The sequence below is a fragment of the Flavobacterium sangjuense genome, assembly GCF_004797125.1.
In the GTDB taxonomy this organism is placed as follows: domain Bacteria; phylum Bacteroidota; class Bacteroidia; order Flavobacteriales; family Flavobacteriaceae; genus Flavobacterium; species Flavobacterium sangjuense.
This window is the reverse complement of the sequence record NZ_CP038810.1, coordinates 2,561,934-2,577,038: the sequence shown is the minus strand read 5'-3', so window position 1 is coordinate 2,577,038 and position 15,105 is coordinate 2,561,934. Positions and strand designations below refer to the sequence as shown.

Genomic DNA, 15,105 nt, shown 5'->3' with positions numbered 1-15,105 from the left:
AAAACATCGATAAAGTGCTTAAATTTATAGATAAAGTGCATTATTTAACATTTTTAAATAGAAAAATACTACAAGAATAATAATTTGATAAGTTGTTTATAACATATTTTATTTTTAACATTTTTTTAAATCATACTTTGAATAAAAATATTACTCCAAAAAAAGTTGGGATTTAACTGAAAGGATGTTTCTAAAGTCTTTGGATAAAATGCAGTTTATATGATATAAAAACTTAAATTTATGCTATCAATAATTTTGGATATTTTATCATGAAACAGTTAATATTAATTCGACACGCTAAATCAAGTTGGGGAGCACCACTTCGTGATATTGACAGACCTTTGACAAGTAAAGGTATTCATGACGCACATTTAGTTTCTTCTCACATTGGTAATGAAGTTCCAAAATCGTTTGTGGTCTGGAGCAGTATTGCCAAAAGAGCTTCGGAAACTGCTATTATTTTCGCCCAAAACATTTCATTTCCGATAGAAAGCATTATGTTTAAAGAAGAATTATACACTTTTGATGAAAGAAAGCTGGAACAAATTATCAAATTATGCCCAAATGATTATGATAACTTAATTCTTTTTGGACACAATGAGGCAATTACAAATTTTGTCAATAAATTTGGGAACATCTTTATTGACAATGTTTCTACTTCCGGATTTGTAAATATTATATTTGACAATAACTCTTGGAGTGAAATTGAAAAAGGTGTTACCAAGAAAGTTGTTTTCCCAAGTGATTTAAAATAAATATGAGTTTAGATTCCCGTTTTCGTTATATAGACAGAGAAAAAAGTTGGCTGGCATTTAACGCCAGAGTTTTACAGGAAGCAGCTGATGAAGCTGTTCCTTTATTAGAAAGACTTCGGTTTATAGGTATTTTTTCCAATAATTTAGATGAGTTTTTCCGTGTGCGCTTTGCCGCAATTCGTCGTTTGAGTTTATCCGGCGTTTCGGGTGAAAAAATTCTCGGTGGAATTTCAGCGCAGCAACTCGTTAAAGACATTACCGAAATAGTAATTAAGCAACAGTCAGAAAGTCTGCGTGTGCTTAACGAAATTGAAAAGGAATTAGTAAAGCAAAACATCATTATCATCGATGAGAATGAAGTTTCAGCAGAACATGAAAATTTTATTAAAGATTTTTTCATCCAAAAAATAAGCCCGGAACTCGTAACCATTATCTTAAATGACTTGGCAGAATTCCCGTTGTTAAAAGATACTTCGGGTTATTTGGCAATCAAATTAGTAATGAAATCCGAGCAGAAACCTAGTATGCTGGGTTTTGTTAAATCAAAAGCAGAAGTACGTTACGCCATCATCGAAATCCCCAAAAACACCAATCGTATTGTAGAACTTCCCAACAAAGAAGGCAAACAATACTTGATGATGCTCGATGATTTAATCCGTTATAACCTGAGCAGTATTTTTAACATTTTTGATTACGAAAGTATTTCGGCGCACATGATAAAAATCACTCGTGATGCCCAGTTGGATATCGATAGTGACATGAGCAAAAGTATGCTCGAGAAGATTGCCACCTCAGTAAAAGACAGACGAATTGGAGAACCAGTTCGGTTTGTTTATGATCAGCATATTGAAAAAGACACACTCAAATTTTTCCTTTCCAAAATGGGAATTGATGTTTCTGATGGTGTGATTCCGGGTGGAAGATATCACAACCGTCGTGATTATATGAACTTCCCAAACCTTGGGCGATTTGATTTGTTGTATCCGCCAAGAGTACCACTTCCGGTGGATGGTTTATCATTTGATGGTAGTCTTTTGAATAAAATTGCCAAAAAAGATTATCTGATAAACGCTCCGTTTCAGTCGTTTTCGTATGTTATAAAATTCCTGCGTGAAGCCGCTTTAGACCCAAAAGTAACTTCGATAAAAATCACCTTATATCGTTTGGCAAAAAACTCTCAAATTGTGAGTTCGCTTATCAATGCAGCCAAAAATGGCAAAAAAGTTACGGTTCAAATTGAACTCCAGGCACGTTTTGATGAAGCCAGTAATATTTCCTATGCAGAGCAAATGCAACAGGAAGGCATCGAACTTATTTTTGGTATCAAAGGATTAAAAGTGCACAGCAAAATATGTTTGATTGATCGAATTGAAGATGGAAAGCTCAAGCGATATGGCTTTATTTCTACCGGGAATTTCAACGAAAGCACAGCCAAAATCTATACCGATTTAACGCTTTTTACCAGTCACCAACAAATCCTGAAAGACGTTTCTAAAATCTTTGATTTCTTTGATGTTAATTATAGAATTCATCGCTACAAACACTTAATCGTGTCTCCGCATTACACTCGTACTAAGTTCTACAAGTTAATTGACAGAGAAATAAACAACGTCATTATGGGACGTCCTGCTTACATTAATTTAAAAATGAATAGCATTTCGGATTACGCAATGATTGACAAATTATACGAAGCCAGTAATGCCGGAGTAAAGATTAAGTTGCAGGTGCGAGGCATTTGTTCCTTAATTCCGGGCGTGAAAGGAATGAGTGAAAACATAGAAGCCGTTAGTATAGTAGATTACTTTTTAGAACACACGCGTTCTTTTATTTTCTGTAATAATGACAATCCTGAGGTTTTTATTTCGTCAGCCGATTTTATGACACGTAATTTAGATGGTCGGGTGGAAGTAACCTGTCCGATATATGACGAAGAAATCAAAAAGCAAATCATTGACACCTTTAATGTAGGTTGGAAAGGAAACGTGAAAGCGCGCTATCATTCAGAGAAATTTGAAAACAAATATCGTGTTCGTGCGGAAGGAGAAGCTGTTTTCAGAGCCCAGCATGAAATGTATAACTATTACAAAGAAAGACTTGAAGGAAACCCAAATAACCAACTACCTATTTAATGATTTCAATTAAAAAATATGCAGCGATTGATATTGGTTCCAATGCCATGCGATTGCTCATTACCAACATTGTCGAACAAAAAGACAAGGAAACCCAATTTAACAAAAGTGCTTTGATTCGGGTGCCAATCCGTTTGGGACAGGATGCATTTACCGTTGGTGAAATCTCGGATGAAAATATTGACAGAATGATTGACGCGATGAAAGCATTTAAACTGTTGATGAAAGTTTATAAGGTTGAAAAATACAAAGCCTGCGCCACATCTGCCATGCGAGAAGCTTATAATGGAAAAGAAGTTGCCAATACAATCAGAGAAGAATGTGACATCGATATCGACATCATCGACGGAAAAATTGAAGCTACTATTATTGCGTCTTCTGATTTGCACGATTTCCTTAAAACCGACCAAACCTATTTATATGTAGACGTTGGTGGTGGAAGCACCGAGTTTTCTTTGTTTACCGATGGCAAAATGATTGCATCCAAATCGTTTAAAATTGGAACGGTTCGTATGCTGAACAATATGGTGAGCGACATCGTTTGGGAAGAAATTGAAAAATGGATTAAATGCAACACCGAAGAATATGAAAATGTTATTCTAATCGGTTCCGGTGGAAACATCAATAAGTTGTTCAAACTTTCAGGAAAACTACAAGACAAACCATTGTCCTATTTATATTTAAATTCACAATACCAATATTTGAATTCATTGACTTACGAACAGCGTATCGCCGAGTTGGCTTTGAATACTGACCGTGCCGACGTTATCATACCGGCAACCCGTATCTATTTAAACGCTATGAAATGGAGCGGAGCACGTCAATTGTTTGTGCCAAAAATTGGTTTGGCCGATGGAATTGTAAAAGCGATGTATCAGGGAAGTCTGTAGTCATTGCGAGCGCAGCGAAGCACCCGAGGCATAGCCGAACTGAGCGCAGCTAATCTCATAAAGTTTAAGCTGGATAAGTTTACTCATTAACTTCCAACCCAAACAAATTCCGCATCAGTTCTAAATTGGGATTCAATTCCACCAAACGGTTGTATTTGTCTTGTGTAGTATAGCTTTTTTTCAGCACCAAAGTTTCATTCACTTTTACTTCTATCGAAATTTCGTGATTGTGCAGTTTTCCACGTAAGTAACCCAAAAGCTCAGGTCTTTCTTTTTCAAAATCTATTTTCGAACTTTCATTTGGCAACTCGTGAATGATAGTTGTTCCTTGAAGAATTGGGTCATTAATAGTTAACAAAGAAGCGATAATTCGGTAACCTTTGTCTTCCATTCGCTGTGCATATTTGAGCCATTGCTCCAACATTTCTGTTTCAGTAAAAGGTTCATTAACATGCTGAACCACTTCCTTAACAGTCGACTTTTGAGCTTCTGCCATTTCTTTCTTCGCACGAATGCTGGCTAAAGACATAGCGGAAACTTTTGTTCCTGGTTCGATACTAGTTGTTTGCGGTTTTGGTTGTGTAATTTGTGGTTGTTCTATTTTTTCAAGCACAACTTCAGAAATAGGTTCTTCAACTTGTACTTCTTCTTTTGGAGTTTGTGCCTGCGGCTCAACTTCAGTCTGTACAGTTGCTTTTGGAATTTTTACTTCCGAAATAGAATAATCATTTCTACGATAATACGTAGGCGGAATTATAAACTCAGGCTTTTTTTTTTCTCCATCAAAACCGATAGAGCTTAATTGCATTAGCGCGAGTTCTACCAATAGACGTTGGTTTTGGGAAACCTTATATTTCAAATCACAATCATTTGCAATGTCGATTCCTTTTAACAAAAAGTCCTGAGATACTTTTTTCGATTGTTCTCCGTATAATTTTTGTGCCGCTTCACCCATTTCCAACAACGAAAGTGTCGCTGGGTTTTTGGCAACTAATAAATCTCTGAAATGTGATGCCAATCCGGCAATGAAATGATGACCATCAAAGCCTTTGGACAAAATATCGTTATAAGCCAACAATACTTCCGGGATTTTGTTTTCCAAAATCAAATCGGTCATATTGATATACGTCTCATAATCTAAAACATTCAGATTCTCGGTAACCGCCTGACGTGTTAAGTTATTTCCACAATAAGAAACTACACGGTCAAATATGGACAAAGCGTCACGCATAGCGCCATCAGCCTTTTGAGCGATAATATGTAAAGCATCGTCTTCAAATTCCACACCCTGACTTTTGGCAACTTCAGCCAAATGTTCTTTGGCATCTTTAACCGTAATTCTTTTGAAATCAAAAATCTGGCAACGGGATAATATCGTTGGGATTATTTTGTGTTTTTCGGTCGTAGCCAAAATAAATATGGCGTGCTTTGGCGGTTCTTCCAGCGTTTTTAGAAACGCATTGAAAGCTGCCGAAGACAACATATGCACCTCATCAATAATATATACCTTGTATTGTCCGGTTTGTGGTGGGATTCTAACCTGATCAATCAGGTTACGAATATCATCAACCGAGTTGTTAGAAGCAGCATCGAGCTCAAACACATTAAAAGCAAAATCTTCATTTGGGTCGTCATAACCCGGTTGGTTAATTTTGCGTGCCAAAATTCGGGCGCAGGTTGTTTTTCCAACACCTCTCGGACCGGTAAATAACAGGGCAGAAGCCAAGTGATTGTTTTCTATGGCGTTGAGTAAAGTATTCGTAATAGCTTGTTGTCCGACAACGTCTTTAAACGTTTGCGGGCGATACTTACGGGCTGATACTACAAATTGTTCCATAGAATTTTACTGGATTACAAATATAGAATAATAGTTGATTTGGTTATTTGGGAATGTGGTTATTTGGAAAAAACTTTTCCACAATTTGTTATTCTAATGTTTATTTAGCTTCGCTCCGTACGGCCTAGTCTCGGGTCCCTTTGATGCTCAATTCGAGTAAAACCTGAGCAGCACGACTTTCGGAATTGGCGGAAAAACCAGCCACAAAAACTCCTTTTTCTCCAGTATTCGATTTGATGCCATAAACAACAGCTTCTTCATCCGGACTTGTATCTCCTTCATAACGGTAAATATGCAGAATCTGATAATTCTCAGGGTTATTCATGATGGCTTCTTCCTGCAGATTAAAATCTACAACAAAATCCAAGGCTTTTAGTTCTTCCAGAGCTTTCAAAACGGAAGCATAGTGATATCGATTTTTCATGATAGTTTCTTTCTATAAAGATAAAAAATATAATCCCAAATCCAAAATCCTAATTTCCTATCTTTGCGCCGCAGACCGCCTTATCGTCCTGAGAAATTGGGGAGGAAAGTCCGGACACCACAGAGTAGCATATTGGGTAACACCCAACCGTTGAAAGACGAGGACAAGTGCAACAGAAAGCAAGTACAGTTCGGCTGTAGTGAAACCAGGTAAACTCTATGCGGTGAAATTCCAAGTATATCGACATTTAAGGGTTACTCGCCCGTTGTCGAAGGGTAGGAAGCTTGAATCAATGAGTAATTGTTGGTCTAGATAAATGATAAGGATTCACCACATCGGTGAATACAGAATCCGGCTTATAGGTCTGCTTTTTTTTATTCCATTAAATTTTCGAGATGCTGATTAACGTGCTCATCGACAGTTTTATACCATTCAACAATGCATTTTGTCGACACGGCTTATTTCACTCAAAAGTGCAATCACTTTAAATAATTTTGATGTAAGGAAAGAGAAAAACTGTCAAAACTCTTATCTTACCCTTTTTTGCCTAAACCCAAAATCAAACAAAATGAAAAAACTACTTCAATTCGTTGAAGTAGTTTTTTTTAGTATAATAACAAATGTTAGGAGCGCACGTTTTTATCTTTCTATCACTCGTACTCCCGCCATCCGCGTCTCGTCAAAAGAAGACGAGACTTGCTACTGTCGGGGCTATTGGGACGTTATTCGTCTTCTTCAATTTCAAATTCAAAGAAACTAAACACCGAACCGCCATAATTCTTTTGGAAAGAATAATTCGGCATTTGGTCGAGCTTGGTGTATTTTGAATGCTCTACGACTAGCATGCCTTCTTCGTCTAACAATTCGTTTTCAAAAATAAGTTCAACAATTTTCTCGAATTCCTTTTGTACCATTCCGTAAGGTGGATCAGCAAAAATGATATCGTAATTGCCTGTATGTTTTTCAAGAAATTTAAAGACATCGCTTTTAATCGCCGTAATATCAAACTCAAATTCCTTTGCTGTCTTTTTAATGAAGTTTACGCAGCCCATATCGCCATCAACACAAAGAATTGGCGAACTCCCACGCGAACCAAATTCATAACTAATGCTTCCGGTTCCGGCAAAAAGCTCCAAAACTTTAAGTTCCGAAAAATTAAAATGATTGTTCAAAACGTTGAATAACGCTTCTTTGCTCATATCAGTCGTAGGACGAACGGGAAGATTTTTAGGTGGTGCTATTCTTCTGCCTTTGTATTTGCCCGAGATAATTCTCATGAGTGCAACAATATAAAATGCTCGCGTTTTTCAGCATCGGTTAAATTGCTTTGCATAAAACTCACATCAAACAAATTGGTGTTTCGCACATATTTATAAGCAATTTTATATAGCGAATCGTCTTCGGCAATTTTGCCTAATAGTTCCAATTTGAAACTCTCCGGATTCAGATGCAATTGTTCAGCAGTGAATAATATATAGTAGATAAAATCTTCCGGAGTCTTATATTCAAAGGTATTGTAGAGTAGTAGTTTCTGATTTTGAATTACCACAATTTCAAAATGGGTATCACTCACATGAACAAACATTTTTGATTCTTCATTGTTTTTGGAAACATCCAACAATTTTTTTACCAAAATCGTATTCGCGTGTTTGTAATCAAAAGTGCCAAATTGGTCAATGAAATAATTATTCAGATTCACATACGGAATATAGACATTGTTCATTTCGTAATTACCCAATTCATCATACGCAAAGAAATCAGTTTCAAAAACCTTGGTATTGAATTGCAAATAGCTACCTAAATATTCCTCGTCAAATAAGGCTGTTGGTACAAAAGTCGAAAGATTATTGCTGTGAATAATGACAACTTCATCATAACCGGCTTTGAGTTCGGGATTATTCTGAAACGCTTCGGCAAACAAATCTTCAATCTTGGTAGTGAGTTGAAACTTGCCTAAAACAACATTTTGCAGCTTGGTAGCTTTGTTGGTCAGTGTGTCAAACGTAGCAAAAGACAAACCATTCAGCGAAACCTGAATTGCCAGTTTTTGGTACATTTTGTCGATAACACTACTGTTTTGCCACATAGTTATTTTGAATTAGTGCGGATGGCAAACTTACAAATTTATACTGAACTTGTTTCAGTATCTCTAACATTTTGCATGGAGCATCTATTTTCTTTTCTCTATTTTCTATACTCTATTTCACTATATTTGAAATCCAATTTCCAGCATAAATCCAAATGACTTCCAGCCAGTTTTACAGTGTGTTACAAAAACAGTTTCCGTTTCAACCGACTGTAAAGCAGGATATTTTTTTTCAAAAAATTGCCGATTTCTTAACGAATACCAATTCGAACGAAATATTTGTACTGAAAGGCTACGCCGGAACCGGGAAAACAACGGTGATTTCTACCATAGTTAATAATCTTGCCGGAATTAATAAAAAGTATGTATTGCTGGCACCAACAGGAAGAGCGGCGAAAGTCATTGCGAATTATTCCAATAAACCAGCATTTACGATTCACAAGAAAATATATTTTCCGAAGAAAGGAAAATCAGGCGGTGTTTCGTTTACGATGAAAGATAATAAACATACAAACACTATTTTTATTGTCGATGAATCTTCGATGATTTCAGATGTGAATACCGAAGCCAAGTTGTATGAGAATGGTTCGTTACTCGATGATTTGATTTCCTTTGTTTATAATGGTAATAATTGCAAAATGATTTTGCTTGGAGATACAGCCCAATTACCACCAGTGCAATTAGATGTGAGTCCGGCATTGGATACTGAAAAACTAGCATTGCATTATAACAAAGAGATTTTTTCAATCGAGCTGGATGAAGTAATGCGTCAGGAAGAGAAATCCGGGATTTTGTATAACGCCACTGAATTGAGAGAATTGATGAAAAGTCATTTTCTGGATGATTTTAAATTCGACTTAAAGGGTTATAAAGACATCGTTCGTTTAACAGATGGCTTCGATATTCAGGATGCAATTCAAAGTGCGTATAGTAATTATAGTATAGAAGACACGTGTTTTATTGTTCGTTCCAACAAAAGAGCAAATCAGTACAATCAGCAAATACGTTCCAGAATTTTGGATAAGGAAAGCGATTTGTCGGTTGGCGATTATTTGATGGTGGTAAAGAACAATTATTTTTGGTTAAAAGAAACCGATGAAGCCGGATTTATTGCCAATGGCGATATTATTGAAGTATTGGAAATTTTTGGTTTCAAGGAATTATACGAGTTCAAATTTGCCAAAGTCAAAATCAGAATGGTCGATTATCCAGACCAAAAGCCATTTGAAACGGTACTTTTATTAGACACGATTACAAGCGAATCGCCTTCATTGACATTTGAAGAAAGCAATCGTTTGTATCAGGAAGTGATGAAAGATTACGAAGGTGAACCGCAATACCGCAAATTCCTAAAAGTAAAAAGCAATGAATATTTCAATGCACTTCAGGTAAAATTCTCTTATGCGATTACCTGCCACAAATCACAAGGCGGACAATGGAACACCGTTTTTGTTGAACAGCCTTATCTTCCAAACGGTGTTGATTTAGATTATATCCGCTGGCTTTACACCGCAGTCACACGTGCCAAAGACAAACTGTATTTGATTGGATTTAAGAATGAGAGTTTTGTGGAATAGTATTTATTCCTTAACAATCTTCTCTGTATTCGTTCCTTTATCAAAGCTCATTCTTAAAAAGTAAACGCCTTTTGGTTGGTTGGAGACGTCTAATCTTAAGTTGGTATCATTAGACTTTTTTGAAATCAATACCTTTCCCTGAATATCAACTAACTCATACGAATTTATGATTTCGGTTGCTCTAACATTAATAATATCTACGGTTGGATTTGGATAGATGTCATAACTATAGGTATTAAAATCATCTAAACCAAGCGTGGTATATTCGCCCTGCAAATACAACGATACCGGAATATAACCTTGTGCTTCAACAAATACAGCAGTTGGAACTGTGATTTTAAACGAGTGATTTCCTGAAGCTAAGTTTGATAAATTTATAGTTCTTATAGGTATTACTGCACCCGGACACCAATTACTAAATTGTTGCCACTGAAACGGAGCTCTTGGACTTGGGCCATAAATACCATTTGCCTGAGTATTATAAACTCTGTATGGTTCACACGTTAGTTCTCCCGGTCTGTAATTTAAGATTTCTACATCGTCATGATAGATGTAATGATACCTTCTGTTGTATTCCTCACCACCGGCATTGGCACCATGATTAGAAGTTATCAGCGTATATTTAGCATTATTAATGGCTTGTGGCAAAGTATAGTTTATGGTTCTGATGGTTTCACCAATTACGTCAGTTGCTCCGACTTGATAATTGTTTAAGTCTTTTTTGAAATTCAAAGGCAATAAAAAAGTATCGTTAGGAATTGTTGTATCGGTATTGGTAACAAAATTAAGCGTTCCATAAAACACATCAGTTCTGCCACTACAGCCGGCTACTTGTGTTTGTGCTGCATAAGGAACACCAAAAACTTCTAATTCTACCCAAAAATCATAAGCATAATTCAAAGCACTATCCTTTAAAATTTTGGCTGCGTTGTCAACAGTAAAGGTATAGGGCACATCAGTAGGCGATACGTTCTTGTTCATAAACGGAGTAATGAAACGTCCTAATTCGATTTTTTGTGCTGTATTTGTGTTATAGCTAGTATCACCTTTTGGCACCAAAACCAAATTAACATTGCCAATTCGGTCATAATTATCACAGGCAGCAGAAATTGTAACATCAAGTCGTAATGTGCTTCCGATTTGACTAAGTTGTTCAGCCGATAATTTAGTGGTAAATAAATCATTTCGTAATCTTATAATTCCGGGATCGGTTGGTTCATTAACTAAACCGGCATAGCCGTCATAAAATAAAGCGCGATAGTAAACAGAAATTGTAGTTTGTGCTTTTGCCGAATTTAAAAATAAGTAAGCCAGAAAAAGAAATAGTAGTTTTGTTTTCATTTTAAAGTAGTTAGTTGTTGTTGTCTACAAACCTACAAAAAACATTCAATATTTTTATTTAAAAATACTTAGTAACTTAGCCACTATTAAATTTTGCAACTTTTTTAAAATGAAAATCATCGCCGTTATTCCAGCCCGTTATGCTTCTACACGTTTTCCCGCCAAACTGCTGCAGGATTTGTGTGGAAAAACCGTTATTCAAAGAACGTACGAATCGGCTGTAAATACCGGATTATTTGATGATGTATTTGTGGTTACTGATTCGATTCTGATTTATGACGAAATCATTAATAATGGGGGCAAAGCAATCATGAGTGTCAAAGAACACGAAAGCGGCAGCGACCGAATTGCCGAAGCAGTAGAAAATCTGGATGTTGATATTGTTGTGAATGTGCAAGGCGATGAGCCATTCATTAACAAAGAACCATTAGCAAAAGTGTTGGATGTTTTCAGAAATGATTTTGATAGCAAAGTTGATTTGGCTTCGCTGATGTTTGAAATAACAGACAAATCAGAAATTGAAAATCCAAATAACGTAAAAGTTGTAACCGATCAAAACGGATTTGCACTGTACTTTTCACGTTCCGTAATTCCGTATCCAAGAGATGTGAATGCAGGCGTTAGATATATGAAGCACATTGGGATTTATGCTTTTCGCAAGCAGGCACTTTTAGATTTTTACCGTTTGCCAATGAAATCACTCGAAGCTTCAGAGAAATTAGAGCAACTTCGCTATTTAGAATTTGGCAAGAGAATTAAAATGATTGAAACCAATCAGGGAAGCATCGGAATTGATACACCTGAAGATTTGGAACAGGCTAGAAAGTTGCTTTAAGATTAGTCTAATTTATCTTCTTCAAAATAACCCTTGCTTTTGACTTTAGTTGTAAAAAAGTTTAAAAACAAAACCACAAATGAAAGGAAGAACATCGCTTGTAAAGTAACCAGCACTTTTCCGTAAGTTGTAATGGGATAATAATCGCCAAAACCAATTGAATTCGAACTGACAACACTGAAATAAATTGGGTCAAACCAATGTTCAAAGGGTTTATTCATGTTGTTTCCTAAAGTATATAAAACGCCAAAAGCAATAATAATTTCTAAGTAATTAAAAAACAACAATAGCATCGAACGTTTGTAGGAACGCGGACGAGAAAATAAATCGGATGCAAAAATCAGTGTTGGAATATAAAGCACCGTTTCCATTAATAAATATACCAAAATATAAATCAAAATTTGATGCTTTTGCCAATGATTATATAGTATTAAAAAAGGGAAAGTAACTTTTATCAAAATATAGAAATCCATAGCCAAGTCCTTATAAACAGGGTTTACTTTATTGGCAAATGTTTTGATGTAAATTCCGGGAAATAATAATTGGGTGATTGATAAAAAGAGGCGAAAGATTTTTTCAATCCCATTGTCACTTTGATGGTCATTATTCCAAATGGATATAATGTTTAATATCCTTTTCCGAATGGGACTAATTTTTGGAATGACAATTGGCGAAACCTGTCCGATTAATAATTTTCTGAAAAATCCCATTAGCTTAATTTTTTTATGGTAAACAATTCATTATGCACTTCCACTTTTGGATACATTCGCAGTGAATAGTTTCCCCCGAATTTCGATTTGTAAATCTGATTGCGTTCTTCCTGTTTTTTGTTAATTACCATCGTATTGAACAAAATAAAACCGTTCAGATTCAGCAGCGAATTGATTCTTTGGATAAAAAAATCCTGAAATAAAAAGTTCGGCATATTCGTATCTTCAAAAATATCAATGATGATCAAATCGTATTTTAATTTGGTTTTCAAAACATATTCAAACGCATCATCAATCACAATTTCAAGATTCGGAATTTTATCCAATTCAAAATAACTGTTGGCGATATCAATAACGGCGGAGTCAATTTCAACACCGGTAATTTTTCCTTTGAATTTGATTTCATCTACCAAAGTTTTAATCACGCTGCCACCGGCAACACCAAGAACCAAAATGTTTTCAAAATTCCGAATGCGTTCAAAACCTATATATTTCAGACCTTTCCTTAGAATTCGCTGTAGGCTTCCATACGAATAATTAGTGCTTTTACTGTCTAAAACCAATTCGCCATTGTTCCAGGTAACTTCAAGCGATTTGCTTACCGCAGAGTTTTTTTGGTGAACATTAATCGGAATAAAATAGCTAAACAGTTTTCGAATCATCAATAAATAATTTTCTCAAAAGTAAGACAGAAACACTAAATTTACGCAAAATAAGTTTGGTGACATCGCCACTAACTAAAAGTTTGCAAAGCAAACTCTAATAAAAATAATGCGATTGCATGTGACAATAAAAAAACAATAATAAAGACACATGAAACAACGACTATATAAATTTATTTTCTTTCGATTACTCGGATGGAAATTGTTTGGCACGTTTGATGAGTCAATCAAAAAGTGCGTTGTCATCGTTATTCCGCATACAGCGAATGTTGATTTTTTCATTGCCTTATTAGTTCGAGGAATCTGGAATATTGAAATCAATTTTGTCGGCAAAAAAGAACTGTTTGTTTTTCCGTTTGGTTATTATTTCAGAAGTGTCGGCGGCGCACCATTGGACAGAAGCGGTGGCAAAAACAACGTAGATGCAACTGTCGAAGTATTCAATAAGCAAGAAACATTCCGCTTGGCATTATCGCCCGAAGGCACACGAAAAAAGGTAACCGAACTCCGCACAGGATTTTATTATATCGCACTCAAAGCCAATGTTCCGATTATTCCGGTTGCATTAGATTATGGCAAAAAAGAAGTCAGAGTTGGCAATCCGTTTCAGGTAACGGGCAATTATGATGACGATATGAAACTTATTTTGCCGTTCTTTAAAGATGTCAAAGGCAAAAATCCGGAAAGAGGTTTCGAAGCATAAAACCAGTTGAAAAGTTTTCTCGTAAGTAGTTAAGTCAATAATAACTAATAAAACTATTTACAATGAAAAAAACAATTTTAACATCGGCTGTGCTGTCCTTATTCATGATTTCATGTTCTGACGACACTAATTCTTCTGCAAGTATGGAAAACCGTTCTGCTAGTAAGGATTTTAAATTATTTACTACCAGTAACACCACAGGAAGGGTTTCGGTTACTGATTTAAACACTTCAACAACTTCGAGTTTTACTGTAGCGTCAACCGATGCAGACGGAGCTTACTATTTTAATGATAGTGATGAATTTATTTTAGCTTCGCGTTCCAACAACAAAATCGAATTGTATTATGATGTTTCCGAAGCGGTTGCAGCTAATGCAGCTTCACTTAGCTATGGAACTTCAAGTACTTCCGATTTTAATAATGCCAGAGAAATTGCCGTTGCCGGAGATAAAATTGTGGTAACCCAAGACCAAAATGCTGCAAACGGTAACACTAATAAACTATTGGTTTACCAAAGGACAGCTACAGGAATCAGCTTGCTAAACAGCTATACGGTGAATTTCAAAACTTGGGGAATCCATTTAGATGGAAACACATTATACGCGGTTGCCGATCTAACTTCGGATTTAGTTGTTTTTGAAAATTTCTTTGCTAATGCTGACGGAGCGATAACTGCGACCAAAAGAGTTACTATCGAAGGTTTAGTAAGAACACACGGAATTACTTATGCTAACAGAAGCAACACTATGGTTTTGTCCGATGTGGGAAGTGCAACCTCAGATTCTGATGGTGGACTTATCATCATCAAAGGTTTTACTGACGTGTTGGCTGAAACACCAAATATGGGAACGATTGCTATGAAAAAACAAATCAGAATCTATGGTGCAGCAACTTCTCTAGGAAATCCTGTTGACGTGGCTTATGACAATTTTACCAAAACCATTTATGTAGCTGAAAGGTTGAACGGTGGCGGAAAATTGCTGACGTTTGATTTGCCACAGACGAACGGTAATTATGCTCCAACAAGTTCACGAGCTGAAGCCGGAGTTAGCAGTGTATACCTTTTGAGAGAATAATTTTTCTTTCCTAACGTTTACAGAAAAACCTTTGATAGTTTTATCAAAGGTTTTTTTATGCAAATGATTTTCGTTACTTA

Annotated in this window: 14 protein-coding genes and 1 other RNA gene; 8 read left to right on the top strand and 7 right to left on the bottom strand. The window is 35.9% G+C overall.

Annotated features, from left to right (window positions below):
- The first annotated feature begins 269 nt into the window (after nucleotides 1-269).
- The 3 genes from GS03_RS11375 to GS03_RS11365 are packed head-to-tail and all read left to right on the top strand — an operon-like array spanning nucleotide 270 to nucleotide 3,774.
- Complete coding sequence (locus GS03_RS11375) at nucleotides 270-755, top strand: SixA phosphatase family protein (RefSeq protein WP_136152665.1); 486 nt, start codon at nucleotides 270-272, stop codon at nucleotides 753-755.
- A gap of 2 nt (nucleotides 756-757) precedes the next feature.
- Nucleotides 758-2,884, top strand: a complete 2,127-nt coding sequence (gene ppk1 / locus GS03_RS11370; protein WP_136152664.1) for a polyphosphate kinase 1 — start codon at nucleotides 758-760, stop codon at nucleotides 2,882-2,884.
- Complete coding sequence (locus GS03_RS11365; protein ID WP_136152663.1) at nucleotides 2,884-3,774, top strand: Ppx/GppA phosphatase family protein; 891 nt, start codon at nucleotides 2,884-2,886, stop codon at nucleotides 3,772-3,774. The genes ppk1 and GS03_RS11365 overlap by 1 nt, the downstream gene beginning before the upstream one ends.
- 79 nt (nucleotides 3,775-3,853) lie before the next feature.
- Here the strand turns inward: GS03_RS11365 and GS03_RS11360 are convergent, their stop codons facing one another.
- Together GS03_RS11360 and GS03_RS11355 are read right to left on the bottom strand one after the other, a co-directional pair.
- Entirely contained in the window at nucleotides 3,854-5,611 is a 1,758-nt protein-coding gene (locus GS03_RS11360) for a DNA polymerase III subunit gamma/tau (RefSeq protein WP_136152662.1), read from the bottom strand.
- Nucleotides 5,612-5,735: 124 nt separating this feature from the next.
- Entirely contained in the window at nucleotides 5,736-6,035 is a 300-nt protein-coding gene (locus GS03_RS11355) for a hypothetical protein (protein ID WP_136152661.1), read from the bottom strand.
- Nucleotides 6,036-6,102: 67 nt separating this feature from the next.
- Between GS03_RS11355 and rnpB the strand changes: the two genes are divergently transcribed.
- Nucleotides 6,103-6,410: RNase P RNA component class A (rnpB, locus tag GS03_RS11350), an RNA gene on the top strand.
- A gap of 347 nt (nucleotides 6,411-6,757) precedes the next feature.
- Here the strand turns inward: rnpB and rsmD are convergent.
- Together rsmD and GS03_RS11340 are read right to left on the bottom strand one after the other, a co-directional pair.
- Nucleotides 6,758-7,312 (bottom strand): 16S rRNA (guanine(966)-N(2))-methyltransferase RsmD, encoded by a 555-nt coding sequence (gene rsmD, locus GS03_RS11345; RefSeq protein ID WP_136152660.1) that lies wholly within the window; start codon nucleotides 7,310-7,312, stop codon nucleotides 6,758-6,760.
- A complete protein-coding gene (locus tag GS03_RS11340; RefSeq protein ID WP_136152659.1) occupies nucleotides 7,309-8,121 on the bottom strand; it encodes a DUF3822 family protein in 813 nt (270 codons plus the stop codon). Before GS03_RS11340 ends, rsmD begins: the two co-directional genes overlap by 4 nt.
- Before the next feature lie 155 nt (nucleotides 8,122-8,276).
- Between GS03_RS11340 and GS03_RS11335 the strand changes: the two genes are divergently transcribed.
- On the top strand, nucleotides 8,277-9,698 hold the full coding sequence (locus GS03_RS11335) for an ATP-dependent DNA helicase (protein ID WP_136152658.1): 1,422 nt from the start codon (nucleotides 8,277-8,279) through the stop codon (nucleotides 9,696-9,698).
- A gap of 3 nt (nucleotides 9,699-9,701) precedes the next feature.
- Here the strand turns inward: GS03_RS11335 and GS03_RS11330 are convergent, their stop codons facing one another.
- Complete coding sequence (locus tag GS03_RS11330) at nucleotides 9,702-11,039, bottom strand: peptide-N-glycosidase F-related protein (protein WP_168710300.1); 1,338 nt, start codon at nucleotides 11,037-11,039, stop codon at nucleotides 9,702-9,704.
- A gap of 109 nt (nucleotides 11,040-11,148) precedes the next feature.
- Between GS03_RS11330 and kdsB the strand changes: the two genes are divergently transcribed.
- Nucleotides 11,149-11,874, top strand: coding sequence for a 3-deoxy-manno-octulosonate cytidylyltransferase (kdsB, locus tag GS03_RS11325; protein WP_136152657.1), 726 nt, complete (start codon nucleotides 11,149-11,151; stop codon nucleotides 11,872-11,874).
- Between the two features lie 2 nt (nucleotides 11,875-11,876).
- Here the strand turns inward: kdsB and GS03_RS11320 are convergent, their stop codons facing one another.
- Together GS03_RS11320 and GS03_RS11315 are read right to left on the bottom strand one after the other, a co-directional pair.
- Nucleotides 11,877-12,584: a potassium channel family protein gene (locus tag GS03_RS11320; protein WP_136152656.1), complete on the bottom strand. Its 708-nt coding sequence runs from the start codon at nucleotides 12,582-12,584 to the stop codon at nucleotides 11,877-11,879.
- Nucleotides 12,584-13,246 carry a spermidine synthase gene (locus GS03_RS11315; RefSeq protein WP_136152655.1) on the bottom strand — a complete coding sequence of 221 codons (663 nt, stop codon included), beginning with the start codon at nucleotides 13,244-13,246 and terminating at the stop codon, nucleotides 12,584-12,586. The genes GS03_RS11320 and GS03_RS11315 overlap by 1 nt, the downstream gene beginning before the upstream one ends.
- Nucleotides 13,247-13,397: 151 nt before the next feature.
- Here GS03_RS11315 and GS03_RS11310 point away from each other — a divergent pair, with 151 nt between their 5' ends.
- Nucleotides 13,398-13,949, top strand: coding sequence for a 1-acyl-sn-glycerol-3-phosphate acyltransferase (locus tag GS03_RS11310; protein WP_136152654.1), 552 nt, complete (start codon nucleotides 13,398-13,400; stop codon nucleotides 13,947-13,949).
- Nucleotides 13,950-14,011: 62 nt separating this feature from the next.
- Nucleotides 14,012-15,025 (top strand): hypothetical protein, encoded by a 1,014-nt coding sequence (locus GS03_RS11305; RefSeq protein WP_136152653.1) that lies wholly within the window; start codon nucleotides 14,012-14,014, stop codon nucleotides 15,023-15,025.
- Nucleotides 15,026-15,105 lie beyond the last annotated feature (80 nt).

Coding starts and splice junctions, on each gene's coding strand:
- GS03_RS11375 (WP_136152665.1), top strand. CDS start 270: ATGAAACAGTTAATATTAATTCGACACGCTAAATCAAGTTGGGGAGCA.
- ppk1 (WP_136152664.1), top strand. CDS start 758: ATGAGTTTAGATTCCCGTTTTCGTTATATAGACAGAGAAAAAAGTTGG.
- GS03_RS11365 (WP_136152663.1), top strand. CDS start 2,884: ATGATTTCAATTAAAAAATATGCAGCGATTGATATTGGTTCCAATGCC.
- GS03_RS11360 (WP_136152662.1), bottom strand. CDS start 5,611: ATGGAACAATTTGTAGTATCAGCCCGTAAGTATCGCCCGCAAACGTTT.
- GS03_RS11355 (WP_136152661.1), bottom strand. CDS start 6,035: ATGAAAAATCGATATCACTATGCTTCCGTTTTGAAAGCTCTGGAAGAA.
- rsmD (WP_136152660.1), bottom strand. CDS start 7,312: ATGAGAATTATCTCGGGCAAATACAAAGGCAGAAGAATAGCACCACCT.
- GS03_RS11340 (WP_136152659.1), bottom strand. CDS start 8,121: ATGTGGCAAAACAGTAGTGTTATCGACAAAATGTACCAAAAACTGGCA.
- GS03_RS11335 (WP_136152658.1), top strand. CDS start 8,277: ATGACTTCCAGCCAGTTTTACAGTGTGTTACAAAAACAGTTTCCGTTT.
- GS03_RS11330 (WP_168710300.1), bottom strand. CDS start 11,039: ATGAAAACAAAACTACTATTTCTTTTTCTGGCTTACTTATTTTTAAAT.
- kdsB (WP_136152657.1), top strand. CDS start 11,149: ATGAAAATCATCGCCGTTATTCCAGCCCGTTATGCTTCTACACGTTTT.
- GS03_RS11320 (WP_136152656.1), bottom strand. CDS start 12,584: ATGGGATTTTTCAGAAAATTATTAATCGGACAGGTTTCGCCAATTGTC.
- GS03_RS11315 (WP_136152655.1), bottom strand. CDS start 13,246: ATGATTCGAAAACTGTTTAGCTATTTTATTCCGATTAATGTTCACCAA.
- GS03_RS11310 (WP_136152654.1), top strand. CDS start 13,398: ATGAAACAACGACTATATAAATTTATTTTCTTTCGATTACTCGGATGG.
- GS03_RS11305 (WP_136152653.1), top strand. CDS start 14,012: ATGAAAAAAACAATTTTAACATCGGCTGTGCTGTCCTTATTCATGATT.